Origin of the sequence: Fructobacillus americanaquae (assembly GCF_024029775.1) — a bacterium.
GTDB lineage: Bacteria > Bacillota > Bacilli > Lactobacillales > Lactobacillaceae > Fructobacillus > Fructobacillus americanaquae.
In genome coordinates this window covers 885,816-902,673 of the sequence record NZ_CP097122.1, presented here as the reverse complement: position 1 = coordinate 902,673, position 16,858 = coordinate 885,816, and the positions used below count along the sequence as shown (strand labels likewise).

At 39.0% G+C, this 16,858-nt stretch carries 21 protein-coding genes, 1 tRNA gene and 2 pseudogenes; 7 read left to right on the top strand and 17 right to left on the bottom strand.

Annotated elements, in window-relative coordinates; genetic code table 11:
- Positions 1-2 precede the first annotated feature (2 nt).
- From M3M36_RS04385 to M3M36_RS04345, 9 genes are all read right to left on the bottom strand, one after another.
- Entirely contained in the window at positions 3-644 is a 642-nt protein-coding gene (locus M3M36_RS04385) for an amino acid ABC transporter permease (RefSeq protein ID WP_252773395.1), read from the bottom strand.
- Entirely contained in the window at positions 641-1,510 is an 870-nt protein-coding gene (locus M3M36_RS04380; RefSeq protein WP_252773394.1) for a transporter substrate-binding domain-containing protein, read from the bottom strand. The genes M3M36_RS04385 and M3M36_RS04380 overlap by 4 nt, the downstream gene beginning before the upstream one ends.
- 25 nt (positions 1,511-1,535) lie before the next feature.
- Positions 1,536-2,273: an amino acid ABC transporter ATP-binding protein gene (locus M3M36_RS04375; protein WP_274705167.1), complete on the bottom strand. Its 738-nt coding sequence runs from the start codon at positions 2,271-2,273 to the stop codon at positions 1,536-1,538.
- Between the two features lie 233 nt (positions 2,274-2,506).
- The gene (locus M3M36_RS04370) at positions 2,507-3,040 is read right to left on the bottom strand and encodes a hypothetical protein (RefSeq protein ID WP_252773393.1); all 534 of its coding nucleotides are present in this window, start codon (positions 3,038-3,040) and stop codon (positions 2,507-2,509) included.
- A gap of 236 nt (positions 3,041-3,276) precedes the next feature.
- On the bottom strand, positions 3,277-3,753 hold the full coding sequence (locus M3M36_RS04365) for a DUF805 domain-containing protein (RefSeq protein ID WP_252773392.1): 477 nt from the start codon (positions 3,751-3,753) through the stop codon (positions 3,277-3,279).
- Positions 3,754-3,867: 114 nt separating this feature from the next.
- Complete coding sequence (locus M3M36_RS06960; RefSeq protein WP_274705166.1) at positions 3,868-5,064, bottom strand: DNA/RNA non-specific endonuclease; 1,197 nt, start codon at positions 5,062-5,064, stop codon at positions 3,868-3,870.
- Between the two features lie 610 nt (positions 5,065-5,674).
- Positions 5,675-6,526 carry an aldo/keto reductase gene (locus M3M36_RS04355; RefSeq protein ID WP_252773391.1) on the bottom strand — a complete coding sequence of 284 codons (852 nt, stop codon included), beginning with the start codon at positions 6,524-6,526 and terminating at the stop codon, positions 5,675-5,677.
- 11 nt (positions 6,527-6,537) lie between these two features.
- Complete coding sequence (locus M3M36_RS04350; protein ID WP_252773390.1) at positions 6,538-6,942, bottom strand: cupin domain-containing protein; 405 nt, start codon at positions 6,940-6,942, stop codon at positions 6,538-6,540.
- A complete protein-coding gene (locus tag M3M36_RS04345) occupies positions 6,939-7,262 on the bottom strand; it encodes a carboxymuconolactone decarboxylase family protein (RefSeq protein WP_252773389.1) in 324 nt (107 codons plus the stop codon). The genes M3M36_RS04350 and M3M36_RS04345 overlap by 4 nt, the downstream gene beginning before the upstream one ends.
- Positions 7,263-7,338: 76 nt before the next feature.
- Between M3M36_RS04345 and M3M36_RS04340 the strand changes: the two genes are divergently transcribed.
- From M3M36_RS04340 to M3M36_RS04330, 3 genes and pseudogenes are all read left to right on the top strand, one after another.
- Positions 7,339-7,776 (top strand): MerR family transcriptional regulator, encoded by a 438-nt coding sequence (locus M3M36_RS04340; protein WP_252773388.1) that lies wholly within the window; start codon positions 7,339-7,341, stop codon positions 7,774-7,776.
- Positions 7,777-7,962: 186 nt separating this feature from the next.
- Positions 7,963-8,493: pseudogene (locus tag M3M36_RS04335) on the top strand (GNAT family N-acetyltransferase); the annotation flags it as partial.
- A gap of 127 nt (positions 8,494-8,620) precedes the next feature.
- A complete protein-coding gene (locus M3M36_RS04330) occupies positions 8,621-9,112 on the top strand; it encodes a GNAT family N-acetyltransferase (RefSeq protein WP_252773387.1) in 492 nt (163 codons plus the stop codon).
- Positions 9,113-9,420: 308 nt separating this feature from the next.
- Here the strand turns inward: M3M36_RS04330 and M3M36_RS04325 are convergent, their stop codons facing one another.
- The 5 genes and pseudogenes from M3M36_RS04325 to M3M36_RS04305 form a co-directional block, all read right to left on the bottom strand.
- Complete coding sequence (locus M3M36_RS04325; protein WP_252773386.1) at positions 9,421-10,545, bottom strand: site-specific integrase; 1,125 nt, start codon at positions 10,543-10,545, stop codon at positions 9,421-9,423.
- A gap of 480 nt (positions 10,546-11,025) precedes the next feature.
- Positions 11,026-11,973 (bottom strand): annotated as a pseudogene (locus M3M36_RS04320) (VapE domain-containing protein).
- A gap of 237 nt (positions 11,974-12,210) precedes the next feature.
- Positions 12,211-12,429, bottom strand: a complete 219-nt coding sequence (locus tag M3M36_RS04315; protein ID WP_252773385.1) for a hypothetical protein — start codon at positions 12,427-12,429, stop codon at positions 12,211-12,213.
- Positions 12,430-12,659: 230 nt separating this feature from the next.
- Entirely contained in the window at positions 12,660-12,857 is a 198-nt protein-coding gene (locus M3M36_RS04310) for a hypothetical protein (protein WP_252773384.1), read from the bottom strand.
- Positions 12,858-12,859: 2 nt separating this feature from the next.
- A complete protein-coding gene (locus M3M36_RS04305) occupies positions 12,860-13,054 on the bottom strand; it encodes a helix-turn-helix domain-containing protein (RefSeq protein ID WP_252773383.1) in 195 nt (64 codons plus the stop codon).
- Between the two features lie 143 nt (positions 13,055-13,197).
- On the opposite strand from M3M36_RS04305, the gene M3M36_RS04300 reads away from it, so the two are divergent.
- Positions 13,198-13,761, top strand: a complete 564-nt coding sequence (locus M3M36_RS04300; RefSeq protein WP_252773382.1) for a helix-turn-helix domain-containing protein — start codon at positions 13,198-13,200, stop codon at positions 13,759-13,761.
- Between the two features lie 258 nt (positions 13,762-14,019).
- A complete protein-coding gene (locus M3M36_RS04295; protein WP_059393784.1) occupies positions 14,020-14,205 on the top strand; it encodes a hypothetical protein in 186 nt (61 codons plus the stop codon).
- Between the two features lie 38 nt (positions 14,206-14,243).
- On the opposite strand, the gene M3M36_RS04290 is transcribed toward M3M36_RS04295, so the two are convergent.
- Complete coding sequence (locus M3M36_RS04290) at positions 14,244-14,546, bottom strand: hypothetical protein (RefSeq protein ID WP_252773381.1); 303 nt, start codon at positions 14,544-14,546, stop codon at positions 14,244-14,246.
- 59 nt (positions 14,547-14,605) lie between these two features.
- Between M3M36_RS04290 and M3M36_RS04285 the strand changes: the two genes are divergently transcribed.
- The gene (locus tag M3M36_RS04285; protein WP_252773380.1) at positions 14,606-15,133 is read left to right on the top strand and encodes a YjdF family protein; all 528 of its coding nucleotides are present in this window, start codon (positions 14,606-14,608) and stop codon (positions 15,131-15,133) included.
- Positions 15,134-15,623: 490 nt separating this feature from the next.
- Here the strand turns inward: M3M36_RS04285 and M3M36_RS04280 are convergent.
- Together M3M36_RS04280 and M3M36_RS04275 are read right to left on the bottom strand one after the other, a co-directional pair.
- Positions 15,624-15,711, bottom strand: a tRNA-Ser gene (locus tag M3M36_RS04280).
- 47 nt (positions 15,712-15,758) lie between these two features.
- Entirely contained in the window at positions 15,759-16,088 is a 330-nt protein-coding gene (locus M3M36_RS04275) for a hypothetical protein (protein ID WP_252773379.1), read from the bottom strand.
- Between the two features lie 78 nt (positions 16,089-16,166).
- On the opposite strand from M3M36_RS04275, the gene M3M36_RS04270 reads away from it, so the two are divergent.
- On the top strand, positions 16,167-16,820 hold the full coding sequence (locus M3M36_RS04270) for an NAD(P)H-hydrate epimerase (protein WP_252773378.1): 654 nt from the start codon (positions 16,167-16,169) through the stop codon (positions 16,818-16,820).
- The last annotated feature ends 38 nt before the right edge of the window (positions 16,821-16,858 follow it).

Here is a 16,858-nt window from a genome sequence, read left to right as displayed (position 1 = left end):
CCTTATGCGTTCTTCTTCAATTTATGTTCAAGGTGTTGGATGTAGTAACTTAATGGCAAGGTAATCAACAAGTAGAAGAGTCCAATGATAATGTAAGTCGTAAAAGTGTCAAAGGAGTTTGCTGCCACGATGTTTCCTTGATACATCAAGTCCAAACCACCAACAAAGGCCAGAATCGATGAGTTCTTAACCAGGTTAATAAACTGATTGCCCAATGAAGGAATCGCCACCTTAAAGGCCTGAGGCAAGATAATCACTCGCATGGCCTGACCAAACGTTAACCCATTTGCTCGTGCGCCTTCCATTTGACCGGCTTCAATAGAAAGAATGCCTGCTCGAACAGATTCAGCAATGAAGGCTGAAGTATACAGTGTCAAAGCAATTGTTCCAGCCGTAAAACCTGTCATCTTGATCACCTTGGCTACCGCTAAGTAAAAGAAGAGCGTGATAATCAACAGGGGAATATTCCGGAAAATTTGAACATAGATATTACCAATTGAACGGGCAACTTTTGAATTCATGACCTGCATAATCGCAAAAATTGTTCCCAAAATTAGTGATCCCACCAAGGCAAAGATACTAGCCAACAGAGTGTAACCAAATCCTTGGAGGAAGACTGAGAAATTCTGTTCAAACAAGCTCATTCGTGCACCTCCAAATCATGCCAATCCAAACCGGGTACTTGGCCAAACCACTTCTTGATTAATTGATTGTAAACACCGTTTTTCTTCATGGTGTTGATTGCCTGATTCACTTGGTCAACCATTGGCTTTTGATCATGATCAAAGGCCGCCCCATAAGGACCGTTAGTCAACGTACCACCCACAACCTGGTAGTCTGGATTTTCTGTAGCCAAACCGTACAATATAGCATTATCGGTTGATATAGCTTGTCCTTGACCGGCCTTCAATGCCTGCATGGCTGAGGCATAGTCCTGCAAGGCAATTGTCTTGGCCTTCGGTGCAAACTTCTTAATGTTTTGTGCAGCGGTTGTTCCGACAACCACCAAAACAGTCTTACTTGGATCGTTCAAATCATTCACTGACTTGATACCCGAATCTTTCTTAACCAAAAGTGACTGACCCGCAGGGAAATATGGTTGACTGAAGTCAACAATTTTTGCCCGTTCTGGGGTAATCGTCATGACACCAAAGACACCATCGATGTTGGTATTCTTTAGTAATTGAATCTTGGAAGCGGTTGAAACCGTCACAAAGGATGGTGTCAACTTTTCGCCCAATTGCTTACTAATTTGCTTGGTGACGGCCTTGGCCATATCGACATCGAATCCTTCAGATTGACCAGTCTTTGTGTCCATCAAACCAAACAACTTAGTATCAGCTTTGATTCCCCAGACAATCTTGCCACTCTTCTTTACCCGAGTGAGGGTATCCTGGTGCTTGGCATTCTGAGCCACTGTTTGTTGCGCCCAGAATAGACCGAAAACAATCGCCAGGGCTAAAATAATGGTCGCGATTAACCCAAAGCGGCGCTTCTTTGCCTTTTCCATAAAGCAATTCCCCTTTCCCGTCTTCTTAGTGGTGTTCCACCTGGCTTAAGAACTTCTTCGCCCGCGGTTCTTGAGGGTTTTCAAAGAAACTAGCTGTCGAATTATCTTCCAGAATGCGACCGTCGGCCATAAAGATGACCCGATCGGCTACCGCCTTGGCAAAGCCCATTTCGTGAGTCACCACCAACAAAGTCATGGATGAGTCTTTAGCGATATCACGCATAACATCCAAAACATCCCCAATCATTTCGGGATCCAATGCAGAGGTTGGTTCATCGAACAAGAGCGCCTTTGGCTTCATTGCCAAAGACCGAGCAATGGCAATCCGTTGCTTTTGACCACCTGACAAGGCAGATGGCATGTTGTTTGCTTTGTCAGCCAAACCAACTTTTTCGAGCAGCTCCATTGCAATTCGCTTGTTTTCGGCTTCTTCCCGACCCAAAACTAAACGCGGTGCCAACATGATGTTCTCTAACGCTGTTTTATTGTTATACAAATTAAAGTGTTGGAAAACCATTCCGACATCTCGACGGATTTTATTAATGTCAGTTTTGGGGTCGTGAAGGTCTTGACCATCCACAATCAACTGCCCGTCTTCGATTTCTTCTAAACCGTTGACGGTTCGAATCAAAGTCGACTTTCCTGACCCAGAAGGGCCAATTAAGACAACAGTCTCACCCGCATCAATTTTTAAATTGACGTCATGAAGGGCATGAAAGTCACCATAGTACTTTTGTACATTTTTGAATTCGATCATTGACATCGTTTTTCTCCTTACAACATTTATTCTAGTCGACCATAAGTAGACCAAGCTTATTTCCATCTTACGGGTCAACGTCCTAAAATCTGACAAACTTTGTTAGCTAACATAACAAAATAATGAAAAAAGTTTAAGTCTTTTCTTATATTATCCACCTAAAAACAAACAAAAAGAGCAAAAGAAGACAAACGTTCTGCTTTTACTCTAAAATGATTTACCCGTTCTGCCACTGGTTGTTAGGCCTGGTGACCCGTTTCCAATGTATCTTCCAATTTTTCAATTAATGGTTCGACCGGGAAGCGCTTTCTGAGGTAATCAAAAATTGCTAAGATGATTGGTCGGACAATCAAGAAGAAGATTGGTACAGCAACAAAGAACGTTTTCACCCAATTCATCAAGTAACCAGGCAAGAATTGTGGATACAGACGATGGTACATTTCAGTCAACCAGAGCATCATGATGGAAACATTAAGCATCATCACGGTTAATGGCACCGTGTAACTTTCGGATAAATGATTTTTAATAAATTTCGGATAATGCTGATGAAGCCGCATGGTAATTGGCAAGGTCACAAACGTGCGCAGGCAATAAATAAAGACCACAATAACAGGGTACATGAGCCAAACGCGCTCCAACTTTTTTTCGGAAAAACCAAAACGAATAACAGTATTATATGTGGACATGATGGCAACCATCACGATTGGAAAAACCCAAGCAAGAGTATTGGGGTGGTGCAAAAGCTTATGTAAAAATTTGGATAACGATTTCATCTAATCAGTTTCCTTTCATCGATTATATTTTTCCAACAAAAAATCAGCCAGAGCGCCGCGATGGCAACTCTAGCTGATTCAACGGCAGGAAATGTCAAAGTACTTATATTTCAACCATAACAGAAAACCTGACATTTGTCTAAATTTGTTAACATTTCTACCTTACTAGCAATTAAAAAAGCAATTCAGAGTCTGAATTGCTTTCGCAAAGTTGTCTTTATTAATGTTGGCCTGTTTTATCGCTGATTTTTACCAATCATTCGAACGTTCGCTAACTTATCGGTTGGAAAGACCATGATCAACAAGATTAGCAAGGACACAATATCGTTCAACGCTCCGTTTGAGCCAAAACCATCAGACAAGATATCGATGGCAAAAACAATCCAAACCAGGACTGCATTCAACCCCGTATCTCTTATACGACGGACCTCTAATGATAAAGCAGGAATCAAAACCGCCAAAAAAATCAACGCTGAGATAACTAACCAGGCGATGAGTCCCCCTGATAAAGTCATTAACCAATGCCAGATATTGAGATTTTCCTGAATTGGTGACAGCCCGGCCACAACCGCAAAAAAAATGGTGGCAACTATCCAAAGGATTGTCAAAATAGATCCAAGTAAAACCATCCACCAATATTCTGCTCTAGTTGCAGTTCCAGTAAAATTAAAATAGTTTTTCCAAAAGCTTTTGAAAGCAGCGCCCATAGTCATTTACGTTGTTCTCCTTCTCTATTCCTGTTAGCCTCCATTGTACGCAAGCAAGGAGAGGCATGCAAGGTGGAATAGGGTTGAAGAAAGGATTTTATTTTGGCCGATTTTTTCTTACTACTTTAACGAGGCACGCTTCCCCTGTGCTTTCGCCTGAGCTTCGGTCATCGTAATAATATTGTTCTTATTAGTGCGTGCTGGCATTGACGCGGTACTATACCAGTATACGTCTGACTTGCCACCACCAGTGACATAAACTGTTCTATCAGATTCACCACTATTACCTTGATCAGGCTGGGTGGATTGCACAGCAGGTTCCGCTGTACTCTGTTCCTGCTTTTTGGTCGTTGAGGAATCTGACTCACTTTTCTGTGTTGGAGAACTCGTACCGGCCTTAGCAACTGTATTTGTTGCTCGTCCACTAGCGTAATCAATCGTCCCATTTGGTGTACTATTATCCAAAACGACATGGGTAACACCATTATGATCAGTTGATTCTTTATCAGACCCCAACTTAATCGCAAGCATCTTACCCGAGCTGTCTAAACCAACATAATCCAACTTGACCTGACGGGGAATCAATTCATCCCCCTGGTAAATTGGCGTTACTTGATAATCTAGCCAATAATTGGGATGGTTAGCCAACCAAGAATCAAGACGCTTTTCATAAAAAAGCATCGAATCCTGATTGCTATCGTTCATTCCCTGGTAATCACCAGCATTCATCCAAGCCGTTTCTGGTACTAAGTTCTTAGGCTCATCATTCAAGCCACTAAATTGGTAGCCAACCAAATGACCACGATTCATGACCCAAGCCTGCTTGGTCCCATCACCATAATAAAACTTAAAATTATGCCATCCAACAGGATTGTACTTTAATTTTGCTGCCCGCTTTACTTTTGGTTCATCCTTATCCTGCAATTGAATATGAGAATAAGTTGCTCGACCCAATTGATCTAAGTTACCCATGACCATTTGCCGCTTACCGGTAAAGGCTAAGAGGCCACTAGCCGTTTGCTGTTTATGGTCAACATTGGCACTCGAACTTTGATTACTTACAGCACTACCTGAAGTAGAAGACTTCTTCTTTGACTGCGATGTCGTTGTAGCTGATTTTTTAACCTTTTGCTTGTCATCAGCCTGTGATTGATTGGTAGGTGCCGTTCCCAAAACAATTACAAAAAAAGCCAGTGTTACGACCAGCAGCCGCTTACCACGCTTTTGCAACTTTAACCCTGCTCGCTTATTTTTCACCCATTCGACCATTAGCCAAATCAGGGACACGAAAAATAGCATGGCAAAAAATCCATTCATAGTTTCTCCCTCGCTTTTAGCGTGTTTTTGCGCACGTTGTTCAAGTTATGGAAGAAAATACTAAATCTGCTGATTACATTTTTTTAGCAATTAAAGACTTTGCTAAAAATTCTCTCTAGTATTTCTACCATCACCCATCCAAACGTTAGACATTTAGATATTAATTTATACCTTTTTCTATTCTACAATATTTTTTTCTAATGTAAATTGATGTATAAAAGTGCAAAGGAGCCGTAATCGAACGTAATTTTATATTGACAAAATCATGACAAAATTTGCAAGCAATCTTTACTTTGGAATTATTCGATTAAAACAACAAACAACGAAATTCAATAAAACCAGCCCCGAGTTATCCATCTGAAACCTTAACCAATCAAGACTCTTTTATCTGGATACTTTAAAATTCACCATTAATGATGACCAGCCAAATGAGTACTTTGTTTTCTTAAACAAGAATGATAACCAGATTCTGGCAGATGGAACTCAAGATAGCGAATGGCTATTGGCTAAGATGTGTGAATGAAAAAAGCTGAATGTTAACCATTCAGCCGGTTCATGCCAAAAATTAATTAATCCCTTGGAAACTCTTTATCCAACAACTCCATAAAAATCATTGATAAACAGGGAAAACAGAAGTGCTGTCTGAATATTTCAATCCAGAAAACTCCGTTAATTTCTGCATCATTTCAGTTGGAATCACAAAATTAGTGGCAGCGTTCATCTTCATATGTTCCACAGTCGATGCCTTTGGCAAAGGCAACAAGCCCAATTCCAACAGGTATCGGACTGCTAATTGAGGAACCGTAACATTTAGTTTGCTAGCCAGTTGCTTAATTTCGACATTATTCATCAAATCACCATGACCGAATGGTGAATGTGCCTCAACTAAGATGTCATGCTGCTGAGCATAATTGATTAATTCAAGTGGCATGTGCCCAATATGTGCCAAGACTTGATTCACCATCGGCTTAATGTGACCGTTCTTAATTAAATTTTGCAGGTCCACCTGTTCAAAGTTTGCCACACCAATTGCTTTGACCTTACCCTCAGCGTATGCCTCTTCCATAGCTTGCCATGTCGCTAAATTTCCCTCAAAATAATGATCAGTCCCCTTATAATCAGCCCAAGGCTTTGGCGAATGAATTAACAAGAGGTCAATATAGTCAACCTTGAGCCTGCTTAAAGCATTATCGATTTCGGCTTTCGCTGTTTTATAATCCTTGACCTCAGCAGCTAATTTCGTTGTCACAAATACTTCTGAACGCTTGATACCAGCATTTCGAATCCCCTGACCAACGCCCTCTTCATTGCCATAAGCAGAGGCCGTATCAATGTGGCGATAACCAACCTTGATAGCATTCTCAACTGCTCCAACAACTTCTTGATTATCAAGTAGCCAAGTACCAAATGCAATCTTAGGAATCTTTACTTGATTTGATAATTGATATGTTTCTTCTAACAACTGAATTTCTCCTATAAATTTTGGTATGTTTTATCATCAACAGGCTCCAACCATTCAGGTGTTCCAGCCGTAATCGCAATGTGTTCAAACCAAGAGTCCGCCTGCGCTCCATGCCAATGTTTAATACCATCTTTAGTCACAATCACATCCCCCTGTTTCAAAGATTGAGCAGGTTGACCTTCTTCTTGATACCAGCCTTTTCCGTCAGTAACGAGCAAAATTTGATACCCATCATGGTGAATATGCCAGTTATTTCGTGACCCAGGTTCAAAGGTAACCGTCCCAACTGAAATTTTTTCATCGGGACTAGTGGTTAAACCATTTAAAAACGTATCACCAATAAAGAATTGCCCATATGGGTTTGGGATTCCTTTGCCAAAAATACCACCATTTTCCAATTCATTAAATTTTGTCATTGTTCTCCCCCGTATACATTTTTCAGAATACTAAAGGCCGACCACCCTTTTGGCCAACCTGTATAAAAGGCTAATTGCGTAATCAACGCAGCCATCTCTTCTTCACTAACACCATTTTCTTTGGCTTTCGCCATGTGAAACGGTAATTGCTCAAAAGCTCCCATCGAAATCAAAGCCGAATTGGTTGCTATACTTCTCGTCTTTGGATTCAAGGTATCATCGGCCCAGACTTCACCAAATAAAATATCATCATTATATCTGGCAAAATCAGGAGCAACCTGGCCCAGTTGATCACGACCTGCTGTTACTTTATCTTTCATAGTAGTCCTCCTATTGATATGGTTATTTTAATCCCTAGAGTTAACTCTAGGTCAATGGTTGTGCTATAATTTTTGCATGGCTAACAAAAAACAAACTTTTAAAATCAAAGACGTTGCGGAAAAAACCGGTTTAACTGAGTACACACTCCGCTACTATGAAAAAGAGAGACTGATTGTTCCTGATCGGACCCCTTCTAATATTCGAATTTATAGCGAAGACGATGTCAATTGGTTACTTTTTATTGAACACATGCGTTCTACCGATATGTCAATCGAGGATTTGAAACACTTTGTCAAATTGCGGCGGTATGGTAGCGATTATGAAGAAGAAATTTTACATATTTTAGTACGTCATCGAAAACAAGTAGCAGACAAATTACAACGATACCAAGAAAACCTCAACTTGCTGAACCATAAGATCGACATGTATACCGGCCAACTGCGTGACCGTGACCAGAATTTATATGAACATTTTGTTGACTGGCTGTCAGCAAAAAAAGACGAAAAACAATAGATTTTGTTTTTCGTCTTTTTGCTATCAGTAAATTGAATGCCAACCACCCACATAAACTAATCCGTTTTAAGTTATACTGTTTGTAATATTAAGCAAAGCAACTTTAAGAGTCAGGTTTTACTGATTTAAAAAAGGCAACCATCGAGTCGATTTTTGTCTATCATAGCGACAATACGAGATTGAAAAGGAAAAAATGTAAAATTATCACATTATCATGAGGGTGATGGCGATAACTTCGCCAGCTGGCAATGGGATGAAAACTTTATTAATCCACTGTCTGATGACGTCATTCACCCTTTTACGGCAGAGGATTGGGAAAAGATTTTTCGTAATTCTTCTAGAAGTAACGAAACTGTTGAGTTTACTGTTCGCACGGTCGATGATGATAGCTTAATTGGGTTTGTTAGTCTATCAAACATCAGTATTCGTAACCATTCTTGTGAACTAGGTATTGGTTTTCCAAAGGAAGAAGATCGGTCTAAAGGATACGGTCAAGAAACACTGTCCTTGATATTAGACTATGGTTTCAATAACTTAAACATGCATAAAATAAAATTGTCAGTTTTCCCTTTCAACACGGGGGCTGTAAGGGCCTATACTAAGGCTGGTTTTGTTAAAGAAGGCACTTCAAAAAATGAAGTCTTTTATGCTGGTAATTGGGTCGACTTCGACCACTACGTTATTTTTCAAGAAGACTGGTTTGCCAGTCAGCAATAAAAAGATTGAATCGATGATATTAAATGCCCACTACTCTAATTCGGGTTGTGGCCCTTTACGAACATTTTTTAACCAAACTACTTAATCAGTGACAATCCATGTCACGGCCCAGTACAGGAGACTACGTATGGCAATTACTTTTGGTAAACCAAATAAAAATGATCTAGATAAAATTATGAATATTGAACATTCAGGGTTTTCTGAAGCTGAAGCGGCTACTGCAAACAGCATGTTAGAACGAATAAAAGTTATCCCAGATACTTTTATTGTTGCCTATGATGAACAGGAAGATCCTGCAGGTTATATTGTCGGTCCGGCTTCGACGGAACGTTATATTACAGACAACCTATTTGAAACTTCAGTTCCAAATTCAGTGCATGCACCTTATCAAACAATTCTTAGTTTGGTAGTATCACCAGACAAACAAAAAATGGGCATTGCAAGTCAATTATTGCAACAGTTGGCCATAGTTGCTGAGCAACAAGGACGACAGTTAATAACCCTAACATGTTTAGAAAAATTGGTTCCATTTTATGAAAGAAACGGTTATCAAGTCGACGGCATTTCTAATTCTCAACATGCTGGTGAGACTTGGTATAACATGATGAAAAAGCTTTAATTATCGAGATTGTTAAAGACAATGTTAGATTTCAACCGTAATAAAGATTCAATAAAAAGCTTACGATTTAAAATCGTAAGCTTTTTTGTCCTTTAGCCGTACTTTTCTTGTGCCAAAAAAGTACCATTTTTGTAATTTACTCTTGACTTCTCTTGATTACTCAAAAAATCAAAATCGCTTAAGACTGGTATTTGTGACGCCTCTTGACGTTCCCTGATGGTACTCATGGAGAAGAAGGGACTCCAATAAGCCCAGTCATATCAACGTTTTAAGTTTTTTCCTCTACTTTTTCCGCTACTTCTGCTTTTTTAACTAATTAAATTGCTCAAGACTTCGCCCGTTTGTTCGCTGGCTTTCTTGGTAATTTCTGCATAAACATTCAACGTGATATTGGCGTCTGCATGTCCTAAATAACTTTGTACCTGTTTCACGCTTGCCCCTTGTTCTAATGCTAATGTTGTCCAAGTATGTCGCAAGCCATGCATGGCTATGCCGTTGGCCACTTTGTAATTATCACTAACCTCATGTAGCCACTTATTGGGTCGGAGCGGTTGCAATGGTTTGCCGTTGTTATTGAAAACAAAGCTATCAGGCTCTTTGTTCTTGCTTAAGTTATACCATTGCGCCAACTTCCTGACCATGTCACTGGCTACCTTAATTGTTCTTGTGCTGGTCTCTGACTTCGTGGCCTTGATGTATCCGTTGCCATGCAAACCACGGCCTAGCGCCTGCTCTATTGTGATATAACCGCCATCAAAATTTACATGTTTCCACTGCAAGGCAAGAACTTCTTCCGTTCTCATCCCCGTGACGGCTACCAATCTCAATAGCGTGTAAGCCTGCCTGTTAATCTGGCAATATTGACCATCTAGCACCTCGATAAAACGTTTGAACTCTTCAGCGTCCATGGCTTTCTTTTTCGTCTGGCTCTTGCGCTCTCTTGGCATATCCACCTTAGTGAACGGATCAACGTCTATCATGTCCATCTTGACGGCCATCTTAGTAAGTTGATTAAAGTAGCCAACTACTTTTTTGTACTTAATCAGTTTCGCCTGCATTGTGTTGAGATATTTCTGTAAAGATAGCGGGGTTATTTCACTAATTGTCGTATTCCCCCAAGTCGGCAAGATATGCAGGTCAAAATAGCTTAATACTTTCACTAGGCTACTTTCTTCTACAGTGTTTTGGTAACCATCTAGCCACATTTCATAAAGCTCTCGAACAGTAAAAACTGTTTTGGGGGCTTTTTCGTTGTACTGACTTTGTCCGTTGCTAAACCGTGTTACTTCATTGTTAAACCATGCTGTTGCTTCTCGTTTGCTTGAAAAACCTCGCTTCTGTACCTTTTTTCTTTTCCCGTTGGGCTGTAGTCCTAAATATCCGACTACTTCCCACGCTTTGCCTTTCTTTGTTTGAACTTCTTTTAATTGCATGTTGTCGCCTCCATAGCACCCTAGCTATGTACAAAAGGCAATTTGGGGGATATCATAAAAAGGCGTGCGTTCAGAACTTCTAACAGTCCACCAACGTCACGCCTCTTATTTTGCCACCGTTTGACCTTTTGCACAATGCAACATTTTTTATCTTTTCTTAGTTATTCAGGCTATAAAGCTCATTAGATAATCCGTTTTTTTATGATTTAGACAAAAGACATCCAAAATACGCCTAAACTTTTTACCCCTATATATACCCTATATATACGTATATTATTTTTTATATAAATATATATTGTCTTTGTCTTAAACTCTCTATAAAGGTTGATATAAAGGCTTTTTTGTTTAGACAAAACTTAGACAAAGGCAAGACAAAAGACAAAAGTTAGATATATAAACACTAATTTTTTCTTTCATTTTTAAATATAGATAGCTTTTTTTGTCTAAATTTCAGCCTTTTTTGTCTTACACATTTAACTATCATTCTTCAAGAATGTATGACCTAACCTGTTTCCCGTTAATGGAAGGTCTTCCTTGTGTATATCCTAAGTAAGTCATGACGTCATTTACTTGGCTTTTAATAACAGCCTTATCTTTTCTACTAGCCCAATAATTAATACCACTTTCTAATACTTTCGATTTTAGCTCAGCCATAGGAACAACTTTTTCCTTTGGATAGTCTTTTTTTATAATATCTATAACGTTGTCTTTAATATCTATATTCTCGTTCAAACATTCCGTGATATCTGTAAAGTCACAATGATCAAGTTCCCTATTTAGCAAATACAAGTCATGACATTGATAATATTGATAAGCTTCAGCTAAAACATTGTTATACCATTCTTCAGGCAATTCATAAGATGGATTAACTATTTTTTTCTTACTGACCAAGACCGGGATAACTCGTCTATTTCCTGTTAGATCTGTTAAATAATCACTATTGTTTGTCGTTCGAGCAATAACAAAGTGCCTATTTTTATGAGTAGCCATAGAGTCATAGGGCTTTCTATAAGAAAAAACGTCAGTTGATACGAATTTTTTAAATTCCCTTTCTTGTTTCTCGCCTTTACTAACTTGCATTTCATCATCATTAACCAATAAGCAAACAAGCATTTTCATTTAATCATCTTTATCCTTGAATGACGTGATTTGATCCGTATAAAATTCTTGCCCAATCTTTTTTAAAAATGATGTTTTTCCTGTTCCCTGATTGCCAATAATATCCAGCGTGTACTGGAATGTGCCAACATTCTCACCATCTGCTCCAGCTACTAGGTGCACAACCCAAATACCAATAGCCCGGTTAACACGATTGTCAGCAATACCAAACAGTTTGCTCCCGATGTCCCAAAGTCGTGTTTTTTTGTCCCATTTTTTTGATTTTATCCATTGTTGCGAAGATGAAAAACGGTTTTCAATACCCGCCATTTTGATAGCTTCACTAACGTTTCTACTACTCAAGGATTTTTCTGTTTTTCTTTCTAAATATAAATTAATGAGTATATTTATATTGCTGTCAATTTGGCCCTTTTTGATTTTGATGTTTAAACTATCGTCTTCAAAATCTTCTAGCAAAAAATCATCTTCTAAAAAATCATCATGGCCGATTTTCATATCATTATTGAGCCTTGTCGCTAATTCTGCTCTTAGTGCCATTAATTCCCCCTATTTCTCCATCTCCAAACACAACTCTTCGATCTTGTTAGCAATTTCAATGGACAAACCTGATTTATTTTTTAATACCTTTTCGCTGTCATATTCGTCCACTTGTTTATTTTTAATTGCTATCGCTAATAACTTTGTGATGGCGTTAATCTCTGATGATGAATCTGATATAAATTCAAGATCTAATTTATATACCGTTGTTACTTTTTGTTTTTCCATGTTAAAATGTAGCCAAATAGCCGTATTAAAAGGCGTTTTGTTCAAGTCATTCCCATCTAGTCGCCAAACTTCGGGGGATGTCTTTTTTTTGTGCCTTATTCATGCTTTCGGCTCTCCTTTCTACTTTTCGTTAGTTCCTAAATAGTAGCCAACCTCTACGCCACCAAGACCCACAACGGCCACAGTGACAAGCGTTATTACAATATTCCAAACTTCCATATCATCCCCCCTTAGTGCCACCCTTTAATAACTTTGATAATCTCGTCACGGTCGTACAGAACGCCATACCCTGTGACGTGTGCCTTCACTCGCCCAGCCTTCACTAGATGACGCTTGAACGTATTTGGCGAACAACCGGCATACTTAGAAGAGTTTTTCAAATTAAGCCAGCGTGGCCATTCTGTGACTGTCTGTGATGTTTGTTCCATTGCTATACCTCCTCCAGTAGCCAGTCGTTCAACTTGTCGAACGTTCGCTCTTGTACTGTATCTACCTTGCGGTTGATAATTCGTGAGATAGTCACGCTATTAACTCCTGTTTTTTCCGCTAGCTGCCCATAGTTCAGGCGTTCTCGTGCCTTCTTAATCGTTAAGGCGTCAACAAAGTTTGTTGTTAATGCTTTCATTTCACTTCTCCTTTCATGCATAAAATGCATATAGTTATCAACAATAATATTATGCATTTTTTACATTGTCAAGGACTTTTGTTTGCATTTATTGCATAAGTTGTTAAACTAAAACCATACTTAGGCTCAAAAAGGTTGCATATATGGAACAAAATAGAATTAAACAATTAAGACAAGAGAAAAAAATTAGCTTGACTAAGCTTGCATCCGTTGTTGGCATATCACAGCCAACTCTTTCGAGGTATGAAAGTGGGTATATTAAGAATGGCAAACACCAAGTTTGGCAAAAACTTGCTGATTTTTTTGATGTTCCTATCTCACATCTTCAAGGACTAGATACATTTTCAAGCCAAGGCATTGACTTGCTAATAGAAAGCCTTTCTAGACTTAATGAAAAAAACAACAAAGAGAACACGCCGACGATTGACGGCTTGGCTTTAATTGTTAAACTGCTTTGCTATCACGGAAACGACGATTCCGTAAAAGCATTAAATAGCTTTTTTGATAACCTGAATTATTTTGACCCTGAAAACCCGGGGGTTGATTTAATCGTTGCAGAACAAGCAAAAGAAAATGCAGAATATAAATATTTGTCAACGGGTGGTTTTTCATCAACTCAAGCACTAGAAAAAGATACTTACAAAAAGGCTAAAATGCTTATTGATAGTCTTTCAAAACTTCAGACCCAACAAAATAAGCATAAATAAATCAAAATAAAAAAGCCCACTTGGGCTTGCATGATATAAAGCGCCTTGATTGGTAAGGTATGAACTCCCACTATCGGGGATGAAAGGAAGAACAATATGAATACTAAAGACAAACGATACTTAAAATCCGCTGTTATTTTTGTTATCATTGCGGTTGTCGGCTATACAGTTACTTATTACTAGGACTGTAGCAGGACAAATAAAAAAAGCCCGTTGGGGCTTGCAATGATACTGATTAGCATTAGGAGATAAAAAAACATGATAGCATTAATTGGACTTGCCATTACTTTATTAGGACTTATTATTTTAACAATGGGTCAAACTGCCCCGCTCATACGCTTATACTTTGGAGATAGGAGTGTAATTTCACAAATCTTTTGGGGGACAATCCTATTTTTAATTGGTGGCGGTATACTAATTATAAATGCTGCTTACTTAATGTGATCAGCACAAAAAAGCCCTACTCGTTTGAGTAAGGCTTTTTATATTGGGGATGTTCTGACGGTGTCCAATTCGTTCATCATTACAATTACTGCAAAATACTGCATTATAATGCTAAGAATTGCTAAGGTAAAATGCTGGAATATGTTGGAGTAAATGCTAACATTTGCTAACCTAAATGATAGGTTTTTGTCCCAGGGTTTCTTAGGCGGTGTAGTAGCCATCAGTAAACTACCTAATTCTCTTTCTGCCAGATAATCTGGTTTGAGGACAAACAAAAAGACCTCGTGAGTTGGACTCATGAGGTCTTTTTTATAAACCAAACCACCAATATTCATATTCATCAAAAAATATTTTAACCCCGTCAATTCTTAAATTATCAAAATAATCAGCATACGCAGTCATGTTTTTACCCTCATTTCCAGAAATCCACCAGCTTTTGTTAAATAAAGTTGCAAATTCAACCGTTGGCTTGGGCTCTTCAACAAGTGCATTTAAGGAGAGGTTTAAAATGCACACAGTAACGTGCCAACTAACCATTACTTTTGATGGGTCTTTTTATCGAGCCATCTTTGAGTCATATAATCAAAATACTTATACTGTTTATCAGAAAGTATTAGGTACAACAGAGCCCAAGTTGCCTCTACTCGAGCAACTAATCTTAAAATACTATTATGAATTTTCGTTCAGCTCTGGTATAGAGCTATCTGATCCACCTTATCATCAAAAGATAAATCCAAAAAGATTACAGCGAAAGGTACATCGCGAAGAGACTAGTATTTCTACAAAAGCTCAAAAAGCATTAAAACAACAGCGTGAGGAAATAAAATCAACTCGTCAATTAAAAAAGAAAAAACAGAAGCAGCAGAAAAAACAAAAGAAATTTAAGCAAAAACAAGAAAAAAAACGACTTAAAAAACGAGGACACTAAAAAGGTTACCTAAAAGGTAGCCTTTTTTTATTTCACAACACTGTTATTTCGATTATACAATGTTACAGGTATCAGTAATTTTAAGAATTTATAACTGTTTAAAATATGACCACATGTCGAACATAACTGATATACCTCAAGGTCCAGTGGTTAGTTGTCCACTACTGGACAATACAAAAATATCCGCTACTTTTCCGCTACAGTTTTAAGCCGTGTTGTTGTTCATTATCTGCGGTACTGATTTGGTACTTCTGGTGTGTTCTGTCCGTTTATTTGATTTTATCCGCTACTTTTCGCCTATTCTGACATATTTTGGACAAAATAAAAACGGCTATAAAAGCCGTCACATTGCTAGGGTGCAAGTGTTTTTTATTCTCTAATTTATCCGCTACTTTTATTGATTGTCAGTGACGTTCAGTGACGGTCAAAAAAACAAAATAGCTTAAGACTGGGATTTTTGACGTCTCTTGACGTCCCCTGATGGTACTCATGGAGAAGAAGGGATTCGAACCCTCGCACGCTTTAACACGTCTACACCCTTAGCAAGGGCGCCTCTTCAGCCTCTTGAGTACTTCTCCGTAACAGATAATATCATAACAGATAATGTTTGTTACGGCAAGCATTTTTAACGGTTCTCGATTGCCATTACAGACAAATTAAAGTTGTCCCACAATCCTTGGTCATCTTGCTTAAAATCTTCAATCAAAGAGCTACCCTTAGCCTTGATAGTTGCGGAAAGCTCATGATAGACATCATAAAGCTCCAATTCTTTCTGATCGTTCCACTTAACCGTGTAAAAGGTTCCATCCATCCGGTAGTCCAAAATTTCTTCCAAGCCACGCAAAAGAGTCCGCTCAATCATTTCTTCTTCCGTGACTGTTTCCCCCCGGGCCTTCAAAATCGCCACCTGGTCCTTTACCTGTTGATAATCATCAGCAACTTCCATGTTATCCATTTTGTGGCCGCCTTTCATTACTCTTTTTTGCTGTTCTATATTATAATTGAATATATCTATTATACTAAGGTGATTTGAATGACACAACTCGTGACAACAGAAGAAATGCAGGAACTAGACCAATACACGATGGCAACCATTGGCTTGTCAGAAGAGGTTTTGATTGAACGTGCCGCTTTGGCCGCTCTAGACGTCCTTGGCGCCGGAGCCTATGACCTCTCCAACGTTTTGGTCTTAGTGGGCTTGGGCAACAATGGTGCCGATGGGATCGCTCTGGCACGCCTATTGCATCAGCTGCACATTCCCGTTTCATTACAGTTTGTCGGTAATGCCAATAAGGCCAAGCCCGCGGTCAAGCACCAACTGCAAATTGCCGAAGCCTGCGGGGTTCCACGTTCTGAAAAATCAGACTTCAAGCAAGCCTCATTAATCATCGATGCCATCTTTGGTACCGGATTAAATAAAGATTTACCCGAGGGCCTGCAAAAGATGGTCAAGGCAGCTAATCACATCGAAAGTACCGTTGTTGCACTTGATCTGCCCACTGGCGTGAATGGTACCACTGGCCAAATCATGGGGGCTGCCCTAAAGGCCAAGACAACGATTTCCTTTGGCTTTACTAAAGTCGGTGTCACCAAAAATCCAGGAAAAAAGTCTGCTGGACAGGTGCTAGTCAAAGAAATTGGGATTGTTGTCCCGGATGACTTTCAGTTTTCAATTAATAAACAGTAACAGTGACCAGTTATACCGGTGCTAATATGAAAAAGCCA

Bases quoted from the DNA above. Each gene is read 5' to 3' on its own strand.
- M3M36_RS04340 (WP_252773388.1), top strand. From the start codon at position 7,339: ATGGCTAACAAAAAACAAACTTTTAAAATCAAAGACGTTGCGGAAAAA.
- M3M36_RS04295 (WP_059393784.1), top strand. From the start codon at position 14,020: ATGATAGCATTAATTGGACTTGCCATTACTTTATTAGGACTTATTATT.
- M3M36_RS04330 (WP_252773387.1), top strand. From the start codon at position 8,621: ATGGCAATTACTTTTGGTAAACCAAATAAAAATGATCTAGATAAAATT.
- M3M36_RS04345 (WP_252773389.1), bottom strand. From the start codon at position 7,262: ATGAAAGATAAAGTAACAGCAGGTCGTGATCAACTGGGCCAGGTTGCT.
- M3M36_RS04305 (WP_252773383.1), bottom strand. From the start codon at position 13,054: ATGAAAGCATTAACAACAAACTTTGTTGACGCCTTAACGATTAAGAAG.
- M3M36_RS04325 (WP_252773386.1), bottom strand. From the start codon at position 10,545: ATGCAATTAAAAGAAGTTCAAACAAAGAAAGGCAAAGCGTGGGAAGTA.
- M3M36_RS04380 (WP_252773394.1), bottom strand. From the start codon at position 1,510: ATGGAAAAGGCAAAGAAGCGCCGCTTTGGGTTAATCGCGACCATTATT.
- M3M36_RS04290 (WP_252773381.1), bottom strand. From the start codon at position 14,546: ATGAATATGAATATTGGTGGTTTGGTTTATAAAAAAGACCTCATGAGT.
- M3M36_RS04365 (WP_252773392.1), bottom strand. From the start codon at position 3,753: ATGACTATGGGCGCTGCTTTCAAAAGCTTTTGGAAAAACTATTTTAAT.
- M3M36_RS04270 (WP_252773378.1), top strand. From the start codon at position 16,167: ATGACACAACTCGTGACAACAGAAGAAATGCAGGAACTAGACCAATAC.
- M3M36_RS06960 (WP_274705166.1), bottom strand. From the start codon at position 5,064: ATGAATGGATTTTTTGCCATGCTATTTTTCGTGTCCCTGATTTGGCTA.
- M3M36_RS04285 (WP_252773380.1), top strand. From the start codon at position 14,606: ATGTTTTTACCCTCATTTCCAGAAATCCACCAGCTTTTGTTAAATAAA.
- M3M36_RS04370 (WP_252773393.1), bottom strand. From the start codon at position 3,040: ATGAAATCGTTATCCAAATTTTTACATAAGCTTTTGCACCACCCCAAT.
- M3M36_RS04315 (WP_252773385.1), bottom strand. From the start codon at position 12,429: ATGGAAAAACAAAAAGTAACAACGGTATATAAATTAGATCTTGAATTT.
- M3M36_RS04310 (WP_252773384.1), bottom strand. From the start codon at position 12,857: ATGGAACAAACATCACAGACAGTCACAGAATGGCCACGCTGGCTTAAT.
- M3M36_RS04275 (WP_252773379.1), bottom strand. From the start codon at position 16,088: ATGGATAACATGGAAGTTGCTGATGATTATCAACAGGTAAAGGACCAG.
- M3M36_RS04375 (WP_274705167.1), bottom strand. From the start codon at position 2,273: ATGTCAATGATCGAATTCAAAAATGTACAAAAGTACTATGGTGACTTT.
- M3M36_RS04350 (WP_252773390.1), bottom strand. From the start codon at position 6,942: ATGACAAAATTTAATGAATTGGAAAATGGTGGTATTTTTGGCAAAGGA.
- M3M36_RS04300 (WP_252773382.1), top strand. From the start codon at position 13,198: ATGGAACAAAATAGAATTAAACAATTAAGACAAGAGAAAAAAATTAGC.
- M3M36_RS04385 (WP_252773395.1), bottom strand. From the start codon at position 644: ATGAGCTTGTTTGAACAGAATTTCTCAGTCTTCCTCCAAGGATTTGGT.